Origin of the sequence: Nonomuraea cypriaca (assembly GCF_015645445.1) — a bacterium.
Classification (GTDB): domain Bacteria; phylum Actinomycetota; class Actinomycetes; order Streptosporangiales; family Streptosporangiaceae; genus Nonomuraea; species Nonomuraea cypriaca.
On sequence record NZ_JADOGI010000314.1, the window covers coordinates 1 to 10108 of the forward strand.

General features: G+C 71.4%; 17 protein-coding genes. 9 read left to right on the forward strand and 8 right to left on the reverse strand.

What is annotated here, in order from left to right:
• Positions 1–5 precede the first annotated feature (5 nt).
• A complete protein-coding gene (locus ITP53_RS50285; RefSeq protein ID WP_195902588.1) occupies positions 6–305 on the reverse strand; it encodes a hypothetical protein in 300 nt (99 codons plus the stop codon).
• A 39-nt stretch (positions 306–344) separates the two neighbouring features.
• Here ITP53_RS50285 and ITP53_RS50290 point away from each other — a divergent pair, with 39 nt between their 5' ends.
• Positions 345–1004 (forward strand): endonuclease V, encoded by a 660-nt coding sequence (locus ITP53_RS50290; RefSeq protein WP_195902589.1) that lies wholly within the window; start codon positions 345–347, stop codon positions 1002–1004.
• Positions 1005–1008: 4 nt separating this feature from the next.
• Here ITP53_RS50290 and ITP53_RS50295 read toward each other — a convergent pair whose 3' ends face one another.
• Positions 1009–1347: a hypothetical protein gene (locus ITP53_RS50295; protein ID WP_195902590.1), complete on the reverse strand. Its 339-nt coding sequence runs from the start codon at positions 1345–1347 to the stop codon at positions 1009–1011.
• A gap of 169 nt (positions 1348–1516) precedes the next feature.
• Complete coding sequence (locus tag ITP53_RS50300; protein ID WP_195902591.1) at positions 1517–2167, reverse strand: NADPH-dependent F420 reductase; 651 nt, start codon at positions 2165–2167, stop codon at positions 1517–1519.
• A gap of 87 nt (positions 2168–2254) precedes the next feature.
• Between ITP53_RS50300 and ITP53_RS50305 the strand changes: the two genes are divergently transcribed.
• From ITP53_RS50305 to ITP53_RS50325, 5 genes are all read left to right on the forward strand, one after another.
• The gene (locus tag ITP53_RS50305; RefSeq protein WP_195902592.1) at positions 2255–2590 is read left to right on the forward strand and encodes a winged helix-turn-helix transcriptional regulator; all 336 of its coding nucleotides are present in this window, start codon (positions 2255–2257) and stop codon (positions 2588–2590) included.
• A gap of 86 nt (positions 2591–2676) precedes the next feature.
• Positions 2677–2883, forward strand: coding sequence for a hypothetical protein (locus ITP53_RS50310; RefSeq protein ID WP_195902593.1), 207 nt, complete (start codon positions 2677–2679; stop codon positions 2881–2883).
• A gap of 140 nt (positions 2884–3023) precedes the next feature.
• Positions 3024–3176, forward strand: coding sequence for a hypothetical protein (locus ITP53_RS50315; protein ID WP_195902594.1), 153 nt, complete (start codon positions 3024–3026; stop codon positions 3174–3176).
• Between the two features lie 50 nt (positions 3177–3226).
• Positions 3227–3808 (forward strand): TIGR00645 family protein, encoded by a 582-nt coding sequence (locus ITP53_RS50320; protein ID WP_328818427.1) that lies wholly within the window; start codon positions 3227–3229, stop codon positions 3806–3808.
• A gap of 22 nt (positions 3809–3830) precedes the next feature.
• The gene (locus ITP53_RS50325) at positions 3831–4097 is read left to right on the forward strand and encodes a hypothetical protein (RefSeq protein ID WP_195902596.1); all 267 of its coding nucleotides are present in this window, start codon (positions 3831–3833) and stop codon (positions 4095–4097) included.
• 76 nt (positions 4098–4173) lie between these two features.
• Here the strand turns inward: ITP53_RS50325 and ITP53_RS50330 are convergent, their stop codons facing one another.
• Both ITP53_RS50330 and ITP53_RS56640 read right to left on the reverse strand, forming a co-directional pair.
• Positions 4174–4977, reverse strand: coding sequence for an HAD family hydrolase (locus ITP53_RS50330; RefSeq protein ID WP_328818431.1), 804 nt, complete (start codon positions 4975–4977; stop codon positions 4174–4176).
• A 200-nt stretch (positions 4978–5177) separates the two neighbouring features.
• On the reverse strand, positions 5178–5654 hold the full coding sequence (locus ITP53_RS56640) for a DUF2283 domain-containing protein (RefSeq protein ID WP_207757574.1): 477 nt from the start codon (positions 5652–5654) through the stop codon (positions 5178–5180).
• A 142-nt stretch (positions 5655–5796) separates the two neighbouring features.
• On the opposite strand from ITP53_RS56640, the gene pyrF reads away from it, so the two are divergent.
• The gene (pyrF, locus tag ITP53_RS50340; RefSeq protein ID WP_195902597.1) at positions 5797–6621 is read left to right on the forward strand and encodes an orotidine-5'-phosphate decarboxylase; all 825 of its coding nucleotides are present in this window, start codon (positions 5797–5799) and stop codon (positions 6619–6621) included.
• Positions 6622–6802: 181 nt separating this feature from the next.
• Positions 6803–7237: an SRPBCC family protein gene (locus tag ITP53_RS50345; RefSeq protein WP_195902598.1), complete on the forward strand. Its 435-nt coding sequence runs from the start codon at positions 6803–6805 to the stop codon at positions 7235–7237.
• Positions 7238–7359: 122 nt separating this feature from the next.
• Here ITP53_RS50345 and ITP53_RS50350 read toward each other — a convergent pair whose 3' ends face one another.
• Complete coding sequence (locus ITP53_RS50350; RefSeq protein WP_195902599.1) at positions 7360–7569, reverse strand: hypothetical protein; 210 nt, start codon at positions 7567–7569, stop codon at positions 7360–7362.
• Between the two features lie 26 nt (positions 7570–7595).
• Here ITP53_RS50350 and ITP53_RS50355 point away from each other — a divergent pair, with 26 nt between their 5' ends.
• Entirely contained in the window at positions 7596–8117 is a 522-nt protein-coding gene (locus tag ITP53_RS50355) for an NUDIX hydrolase (RefSeq protein WP_268961472.1), read from the forward strand.
• Positions 8118–8240: 123 nt separating this feature from the next.
• Here the strand turns inward: ITP53_RS50355 and rbsK are convergent, their stop codons facing one another.
• Both rbsK and ITP53_RS50365 read right to left on the reverse strand, forming a co-directional pair.
• A complete protein-coding gene (gene rbsK, locus ITP53_RS50360) occupies positions 8241–9128 on the reverse strand; it encodes a ribokinase (protein ID WP_195902601.1) in 888 nt (295 codons plus the stop codon).
• A partial coding sequence (locus ITP53_RS50365) for an ADP-ribosylglycohydrolase family protein (RefSeq protein ID WP_195902602.1) occupies positions 9125–10108 on the reverse strand: 984 nt, incomplete at its 5' end. The genes rbsK and ITP53_RS50365, both read right to left, overlap by 4 nt.

The following is a 10108-nucleotide window of genomic DNA, read 5'->3' on the forward strand; positions in this document are numbered from 1 at the left end:
TCGACCTACACCGCCGACCAGAGGACAACGTGGCCCCGCGGGGCCACGTTGTCCTCTGGTCGGCGGTGTAGGTCGACCCAGACCACGGGGTCGAGCGACTGGCCGATCAGTTCGCGTACCTCGGGTGTGGGCCCGGGGAGCACGACCGTGACGCCGGTCGCCAGGGAGCGCACGTGAGCCGCGTCACGGGCGTGGACGACCGAGCCGTATACGCCCAGCGCCGCGAACTCGCGCGCGGCGACCTGCTCGAGCAGCGCGCCGTCCGCCACGACGCCGGGACCGACCACCACCAGGACTTCGCTCATACAGCCGGACCTTACAGAAGGGGGTAATACGGTAGGCGGGTGCAGGTTGATCGTCTTCATTCATGGCCCACGAACGCCGACGAGGCGCGAGCCGTCCAGGACCGTCTCCGCGGCCGCGTCGAGCTGACCGGACCCGCCGACTTCCCGGTGGTGGCCGGCCTGGACGTGCACTACTACGGCGACGACGAGCTGAGCGCCGCCGTGGTGGTGCTCGACGGGGACACGCTGGAGCCGGTGGAGGAGGTGGTGACGCACGGGCGGGCGGCGTTCCCGTACGTGCCGGGCCTGTTCGCCTTCCGCGAGCTGCCCGCGCTCGTCGAGGCGCTCGAACGCCTCACCGTCACCCCTGACCTGCTGGTCTGCGACGGGTACGGCCTCGCCCACCCGCGCGGGTTCGGCCTGGCCTGCCACCTCGGCGTGCTGACCGGCCTGCCCGCGCTGGGCGTGGGCAAGACGCCGTTCGTCGGCGCGCACGAGACGCCCGGACCTGAACGCGGCGCCTGGACCCCGATCGTCCACGAGGGCGCCACGGTGGGCCGGGCGCTGCGCACCCAGCGCGACGTCAAACCGGTGTACGTCTCCCAGGGCCACCGCATCGCCCTGGACACCGCCACGGACCAGGTCCTGCGCCTGACGCCGCGCTACCGGCTGCCCGACCCGATCCGCCGTGCCGACCATCTGGCCAGGTCGTCCGCGTAAGGGCTCAGCGGCGCCAGGACCACGCCAGCAGCCACACGCTGAGGCCGAAGAGCGTCATGCCGACCGGCACGTGCGCGGCCATCGCGCCTGAGCCGCCGAGCATGGACTGGACGAACCCGAGCAGCAGCACCGCGAGGCTCACCGGCACCGGCCAGCCGGCACCGCGCCCGGGCCGCCACAGCAGCACGGCCGCGATGAGCTGCACCAACCCCAGACCGTGCACGGCGCCCGCCCCCAGCCCGTGCAGGCTCGCGTCTCCCCCGCTCATGAGCTGCCCGGCCGTGACGGCCTGAGCGAGCACCGACAACGTGTTGAGCACGGTGACGGCCTTGAAGGCGGTCATGTACGCACTCCCCTTGGCGACCTGGGTTACCACTGGATCCTCCTGCTGACCTCGGTGAAGGACTCCAGGATGGTCCGCGGTGCCCGGCGCGGCATCCGCCGCCCGTCGTCCTCCCGGCTACACCACCGGTCGTACGCGTGCCCCCGAACGAGCCGTTTCTGGAGGACCGTCACCCCGGCCGGTGCTCGCCCGAGGAGGCGAGCGGGGGCAGCACGGCCTGGGCGTCCGCGCCCCCGAACCACAGCCCGATCATGAACGACGCCGTGGCCTCCAGCAGCATCGCCCGCCCCAGTCCGCCGCCGTCCACGGGTGTGCAGCCGAGGTCGGTGACCAGTGTCCGCACGGCCTCGAGCGCCGCCGCGTCGTCACCGCACAGCGGCACGGCGAGCGGCCTGCCGTCGAACACCGGCGGCGTCATCCGCCACACGTCCACGTGGCACAGGTTGAACGCCTTCACCACGTGAGCGCCGGTGAGCTCGCCGATCAGGCCGGCGAACGGTCTCGTGGGGTCGTACTCGTCGGGGGCGGCGTTGGTGACGTCGATGACGGGCTTGCCGCGCAGCTCCGCGCCGCAGGCCCGCAGCACGCCGGCGAGTCCCTCCGCTCTGACCGCCGCCATCACCACGTCCCCGTACGCGGCGGCCTCCGCCCAGCTCCCGGCCCGCACGCCGGCCCGGCCCGCCCGCGCGTTCATCTTCCCGGCCTGGCCGGTGCTCCGGCCCAGGTCCCTGCCGCTGATCAGCACCTCGTGTCCCGCCCTGGCCCACTGCGTGCCCAGCGCGTCCGCCATGCCGCCGGCGCCGAGGATCCCGATACGCATGTCCGTCCTCCTGTGAAGGGGTTCTACCGTTGAGCACGACAGTAGAAATTCCGTCGCACACCGTTCGGTGCCTATCGGAGGGCCCCAGTGTTCCTCGCCGACTGCCAGGCCAGACTCGCCTTCGACCTGATCGCCAACACCTGGAACGCGGTCGTCATCTGGTCGCTGCGGCACGGCCCCCGCCGTCCCGGCCGGCTCCGCGAGGAGATCGGCGGCATCAGCACCAAGGTGCTCACCGAGACGCTGCGCCGCCTGGAGTTCAACGGCCTCGTGGTCCGGCACGCCTACGCCGAGGCGCCGCGCCGCGTCGAGTACGAGCTCACCGACCTGGGGCGCACCCTGCTCGGCCCGATCGGCGCCTTCGGGGAATGGGCCTTCGAGCACGCCGAGGACGTCATGGCCGCGCAGGACCGCGCGAATTAACCAAGAGAACACCAAGAGATATCGACTCAGCGTTACCAAACCACTACCCTGGGTAGCGAATTCCTTACCCTTACCCAGGAGGTTTCATGCGCATCACCCCCCGCAGGATCATCGTCGCCGCGATCGTCGCCGGCGGTCTGGCCCTGTTCGGCGCGCCGGCCGCACACGCCGTCGTCGACCCCGTCGTCTTCGGCACCTGTCTGGTCGGCGCCGCGACCGAGGCCACCACGATGCTCGACCTGGCCGGCGGCACGCCTGCCGAAGTGCCCCTGGTGCACTGCCTCGCGCCCTGACCACACCTCCGGCCCGGGCAACGGGCGGCTCGGCGAACGTCCGCCGCGCCGCCCGTCTCGTTCGTTCATCCGCACGTAGAACACCAGCCGCGAAAGCACCGAGCGAAAACATCAGCAGCAAAGATCAGCAAGGAGTCACGTTGAAGTTCCGAGTCCTGTTCGCCCTCGCCGCCATGGCCATGGCGGGCGCCTCCGCGCCACCTGACCTCCTCGACCTCCTCAACGGCGCGGGTGAGGCGCCGCTCGTCAATGCGACGACCTGGATCCAGCACGTCAATCTCCTCACGTCCTAGTGCGGCTCACGCAAATATCCACAGCCGGCTCGCCCGGGCAGCGACAGTCGGTGCTCGGGCGGGTGGGCTACGTGATGTTCCTCAGCCGATGGATCCAGGTCCCTCTCTACCTGGGACTGATCGTCGCGCAGTTCGTTTACGTGTGGCGCTTCATGGTGGAGCTGGTCCACCTGATCCATCTCGGGTTCGGGAGTTCGCCGGCGGAGACCACGATCATGCTGATCGTCCTGGGCCTCGTCGACGTCGTGATGATCTCCAATCTGCTCATCATGGTCATCGTCGGCGGCTACGAGACGTTCGTCTCCCGGCTGCGCATCGAGGGTCACCCCGACCAGCCTCAGTGGTTGTCCCACGTCAACGCCAACGTGCTCAAGGTCAAGCTGGCCATGGCGATCATCGGCATCTCGTCCATCCATCTCCTCCAGATCTTCATCAACGCGGCCAGACCGGCCATAACCGACAGGGAGCTCCTTTGGAAGACACTGATCCATCTGACCTTCGTGATCTCCGCGATCGCGCTGGCCCTGATCGACCGCATCATGGAGAACAACCGCCCGCACCAGGAGAGCACGAAGAGCGAGCGGCCCTCCGAGCGGCAGGGCGAACGGCAGGGCGAGCGGGTCGCCGCCTGACCCCTTCTCAGGGGTGTGCGCGGTGATCGGGGTCAAGCGCCTCGCGATCGTGGGCGCCGCGATGACGGCCGTGCTGGTTCCGTGGGCCGCCGGCTGCGGGCCGCTGCCCGCGGTGCACGCCAAGGGAAAGCCCCCGGCCCCGCTCATCGGGGACGTGATCATCTTCAACGACGAGATCGTGGAGCCCGTGTCGCTGCCGATCACCACCTGCGGCGGGGTCTTCTCGGTGCTCGCCAGGACACCGAGCCGTTGTGACGGCGCGTCGCGCGTCTCGGACGACGACGCGTGAGGTGCCGCGTGCCCGCCCGCGGGGGTGGGCGGGCACACCGGTCTCAGCCGTAGAGGGGTGGGCGGGCAGACGGGTCTCAGCCGTAGAGGTCCTCGAGCACCGCGGCCACCCCGTCCTCGTCGTTGGACGACGTCCGCCGTTCGATGGCCGCGAGCACCAGGTGATGCGCGTTGGCCATGGCGTACCCGGCACCCGCGTACGCGAGCACGGCCAGATCGTTGGGCATGTCCCCGAACGCCACCACCTCGCCCGCCGTCACACCCCGCTCCCCGCAGAGCCGGGCGAGGGTGCCGGCCTTCGTCACCCCCGGGGCGCTGATCTCCAGCAGGCCGGGCACGCCCGAATGGGTCACCTCGGCCAGGCCCTCGACCGTCGCGAGCACCGCGGTGACCATCTCGTCCGCCGTGTGCGCCGACGACAGCGCGAGCAGTTTGACGATGGGCTCGTCCTCGTCGAAGACGGAGCCGACCTCCCGGTAGTACGCCAGGTCGTGGCTGACCCGGCGGGTGTAGCCGCGCTCGGTCAGCACCGCCCTGCCGGTCTCGACGGCCAGCCCGACTCCCGGCAAGGCCGCGGCGAGGGCGCTCCCGACCTGCCTGGCGGCCACCCGGTCGAGCGGCGCGCTGGCGGTGATCTCATCGGTGGCCAGGTCGTAGACGATGGCGCCGTTGCTGCAGATCGCGGTGCCGGTGACGCCGGCCTGCTCGGCGATGTCACGCACGCCGCGCGGTGCCCGCGCGGTGACGAAGACGATCTCGGCTCCGGCCGCCTGAGCCGCCTGGAGCGCCTTTCTGGTACGGGGTGACACGGTGCCGTCGGAGGTGAGGAGGGTGCCGTCAAGGTCGGTGGCCACGATACGCGGGAGAGTGGAGGTGCTCACGGTGCCGATTATCCCGGTACGGCCTTATACGTCACCATCGGAGTACTCGCGTCCGCCTCCCCCACCGCCCGTCCGGACGATCTGGTCTCGTCCGCTTTCCGGTTCGCCACCGAGCCGGCCGCCTGTGTCGCGGCACCGTGAGCCCTCGCCACGCACTCCGTGCCGCCGGCCGTCGCTGATCGCGCTGCCCACGATCCGCGTCAGAGACGCAGTTCGGCTGGGAGCCGGGTGCCGGCGTTCATCAGCTCAAGGCCCAGGAGCCGGCCCGAGTCGTCGTAGTCGAGGACGACGTCCTCCGCGACGACCTGCCGTACGGCCTCTCCGGCCAAGATTTCATGCTTCATCGCGATATATGCGATATCGCGGTCTTCGTCCCACATGACGTACACCGTCTGCGCGCGTGCGCCGGACGGGACGGCGTCCCAGCTCAGCAGGCCCTCCCTGGCCTCGTGCGAGCCGGCCAGGGCGGCCCGCACCATCACCGTGGCCCGTTCCATCGCCTCCAGCGAGTCGAGGCCCGTGACCTTCCGCTCGTGCTCCCACCCGTCGAGCCCGTCGATGCGGTAGGGGCACGACCACTCCCCGGACGGCTCCTCATAGGGCACGCCCACCGTGACGACCACCTCACGCGGCGGATCGGTACGCAGCATCAGCACCCGGCGGGCGATCTCGTACATGCTGGTGATCTACCCAGGAGGCCACCGGTGGAAGACTGCTGGTTCAGCATGGGGCCTTCAGTCCCATATCGTCCAGTCCCATATCGTGTCGTCAGAGAAGCATTCCTGATGACGGCCTGCCAGGGTCGTGAGGGGGCCTGAGATGAACGACTCGTTCGGCACACGGCTTCGAGCCAGGCTCGACCGGTTCGGGCCGCTTTGTGTGGGCATCGATCCGAGCCCGGCCTTGCTGGACGCCTGGGGGCTCGACGACTCCCCCGCCGGCCTCGAACGTTTCAGCCGCACCGTGGTCGACACGGTGAGCGACGTGGCCGCCGTGGTCAAGCCGCAGTCGGCGTTCTTCGAGCGCTGGGGCAGCCGCGGCATCGCCGTGCTGGAACGCACCATCGCGGACCTGCGCGAGGCCGGGACGCTGGTACTGCTCGACGCCAAGCGCGGCGACATCGACAGCACGATGGCGGCCTATGCCGAGGCGTACCTCGACCGGGGCAGCCCGCTGGCCGTGGACGCCGTGACGCTGAGCCCGTACCTGGGGTTCGGGTCGCTGGTAGGGGCGATCACGTCGGCCGTGGCCAACGACGCGGGTGTGTTCGTGCTGGGCCGCACCTCCAACCCGGAGGCGGCGCCGCTGCAGCGGCTCGTGGCCGGCCAGGTGTTCGCCGGGGTCGCCGCGGCGAACGCGGGACACGCGCCGTTCGGGCCCGTCGGGGTGGTCATGGGCGCGACGCTGCCGGAGCTGGAGCACTCGCTGGACGACCTCAACGGGCCCATCCTGGCTCCCGGGCTGGGCGCGCAGGGCGCCTCTCCCGCCGACGTGGCCCGCGTCTTCTGGCCCGTACGCCATGCGGTCGTGCCCTCGGTCTCCCGGGCGGTCCTCGCCGATCCCAAGACCCTGCGCGCGCGTGTGCTCGACTATCGGGACGAGTGCGCCGCGCTCCTGGCGCCCGGGTTCGCCACGCGGACGTGAGCGCGCGGACGTGAGCGCGCGGACGTGAGCGCGCGGACGTGAGCGCGCGGACGTGAGCGCGCGGACGTGCGTGTCGGGCCACGCTGGAACGTGATCCGGTGGTGGATCATATGAGGTGAATGGTCCGGCACTACCCGGCCTTGCCCGTACGAGGCCGGGGTTTTTCTTGGCGGAGGCTCTCATGCGTTTCGAGACCGGAGTGACGATCGACGCGTCCGCCGAGCGGGTCTGGCGGACCATGACGGACGTGACGCGGTGGCCGGAGTTCACGCCGACCATGACGAGCCTGCGCCGGCTCGACGAGGGTCCGCTCGGGGCCGGCAGCCGCGTACGCATCAAGCAGCCCGGCATCCCCGCGCTGGACTGGGTCGTCACCGAGTTGCACCCCGGCACGTCCTTCGTCTGGGAGACGAGCACCGGCGGGGTGACGATCTCCGGCGGCCACGCTCTCACGCCGCGCGACGGGGGCGGCGTGTCCCTCGTGCTCTCCATCACCCAGACGGGTCTGCTGGCTCCCCTCCTCACCCTCCTGACCGGCCGGCGTACGCGCCGTTACGTCCGCATCGAGGCGGAGAGCCTCAAGCGGCGCTGCGAGGCGCCTCCGACCGACGAGTGACGCCTGCCGCGCCACCACCTACGCTCGGCCGCGGCCACCCGCGCCCTGCCGCACACCGCCCCGCCTCACCTCGCCTCCCCGATCCGTCCGGGGACACGTGGCGGGCGTCGTCGCGGTGCGGGTCAGCCCGTGGGGCCGGCGTCCGGGCGGGTGACGTCCTCGTCCTCGTCGAGTTCCGCCTCCACCGCGGGCACGTCCTGCTCGTCCGGTGGATCGGCCGGGATGGGACGGCGGGTCCTCGGGGAGCTGGAGCCGGACCGTTCGGCGACGATGTCGCTCTCGCCGTCGATCCCTCCCACCGTCTCCGGAAGTTCATCAGATCTCTTACTCATGCCCCTCACCTGCCCATTAACCCGGGTTGCTATCGTTCGGCGATGATCAACCGAGCTCTGCGCCCCACCGCGCGCGCGTCATCCTCGCCGGGCCGGACGACCGGGTGCTGTTGTTCCGGTTCGTGCCGCCGGACCCGTGGCCGAAGGAGCCCGCCTGGCATCTGCCCGGCGGTGGCATCGAGGTGGGCGAGACCCCGGCCGAGGCGGCGGCGCGGGAGACGCTGGAGGAGACCGGTCATGTGTTGAGCCCCGCGGCGCTGGGCGCGCCCGTGGCGGTGAACGAGGGCGCCTGGTCCAACCTGGGCCGCCACTTCTACACGGTGCACACCTACTTCTTCGCCCGCGTCCCGGTCGCGACCGTGGCCCCCACCGCGCTGGAGGACTACGAGGTGGAGGACTTCAGCCTCGGCAACCGATGGTGGAGCGCGGCGGAGCCGGCGGCGACGCAGGAGCGGGTCTTCCCGCCCGGCCTGGCGGCGCTGGTGCCCGCCCTACTGGCCGGCGAGCGCCTTGCCGCCCCGGTCCGACTCCACTGGTCACCCGACTGACCCGCGCCACCGTGGGCTGATGCCCTCAGTGAGACCGACCCGCCGCGAACTTGGCCGCTCAGCGAAACCGACCCCGCTGTGGGCTTGTTCGCTCAGGGAGACCGAGCCGCGCGAACCGCGAGATCAGTCGCTCAGGGAGTCCTCGATCTCGCGGCGGGTGGGCATCGAGGTGCTGGCGCCCTCGCGGCGTACCGACAGCGCCGCCGCCGCGGAGGCGAAGCGCAGGGCGCCGGCCACGGCGAGCCCCTCGGCGCGGGCCACGGCCAGCGCGCCCACGAACGTGTCGCCGGCCGCCGTCGTGTCCACCGCCCGTACCTTGACCGCCGGGACGCGCAGCCGCTCGCCGGCCCGGGACCCGTACAGCGCTCCTTCCGAACCCAGCGTGATCACGGCCTCCTCGACCCGTTCGAGCAGCGCGTCGAGGGCGGCGTCCGCACCGGTGACTCCGGTGATGGCGGCGGCCTCGTGTTCGTTCGGCACGATCATGGTGACCGCGTCGAGCAGCTCGTCCGGCAGGGGCTGGGCGGGCGCCGGGGTGAGGATGACCGGCACGGCGGAGACCTGGGCCGCCTGCGCCGCCGCCACGACCGCCGCCATGGGCAGTTCGAGTTGGAGCAGCAGCACCCGTGAGCCCGCGATCGTGGCCAGGTCGCCGCCGGAGGGGCCGGTGACGGTGCCGTTCGCGCCGGGGACGACGATGATCGAGTTGCCGCCGTCGTCGTCCACCACGATGTGGGCGATGCCGCTGGCGCCCGGCACCTGGCGCAGACCGCGCACGTCCACGCCGGCCTCCGACAGTGTGGCGCGCAGCTCCGCCCCGAACGTGTCATCCCCGACGGCCCCGAGGAACTCCACGTCCGCACCGGCCCGCGCGGCGGCGATGGCCTGGTTGGCGCCCTTGCCGCCGGGCACGGTGCGGAACCGGTGCCCGGTGACGGTCTCGCCGCGTTTGGGTGCCTCGGAGACGTATGCGACGAGGTCCATGTTGGCGCTGCCGAAAACCGAGATCATACTGCCATCATCTCCCGTGTCCGCCCGGCCAGCTCATCGAGGCTCACCCCGTCGAACCCGGTCAGGCTGCTGGCCAGGCTGTCACGCAGGCGCCAGGGGCCGGGCACGCCGCCGTTCAGCGCACCGGCCACAGAACCGGCCGTGGCTCCGGCGGAGTCGGTGTCCCAGCCGCCGGCGACCGCTCCGGCGATCGTCGCGGTGAAGTCGCCCCTTCCGTGGATCAGCGTGGCGGCGACGAGGGCGGCGTTGTTGATGGTGTGCACCCAGTGCAGGGCACCGTGGCGGTCGTGCAGGCGGTCGATCACCCGCTCGAAGTCCCGCTCGCCGGCGGCGTCCTCGGCGGCGAGTCGTACCGCCTCGTGCAGGCGCGAGCCGGCGGGGACCACGGACAGTCCCGCCCGTACGACCTCCTCCGCCGACGTGGCGACCAGCGAGGCGGCGCACATCGCGGCCGCGAACATCGCGCCGTAGATCCCGTTCGCGGTGTGCGTGAGGCGGGCGTCGCGCCAGGCGTGCTCCGCCGCCGTCGCGGGATCGCCCGGGTTGACCCAACCGTAGACGTCCGCCCTGATCAGGGCGCCGATCCACTCACGGAACGGGTTCCGGTACGTCGCCGTCCCCGGCGGCTCCACCCCGTCGAGCAGGTTGCGGTACGCCACCCGCTCCGCGGTGAACGTCCGGCCCGCGGGCAGTTCGTCCAGCCACAGTTTGGCCACGTCGTCGGTGGTGAAGGCGCGGCCGTGCCGCTCCAGGACCGACAGGGCCAGCAGCGGGTAGTTGAGGTCGTCGTCCTCGGGGATGCCGTCGACGTTCTCGGCCAGCGAGTTGACGGCGCTGCGGCGGTTCCATGGCCAGCGGCGCGCGATGTCGTCAGGGAGGCCGTTCGCGGTGAACCAGCCGCGGATCGGCCAGTTGCCGGTGGCCTCGGCGATCTGCCTGATGCCCGCGCGCGGGATCTTCTCGACGGGCTTGCCCAGCAC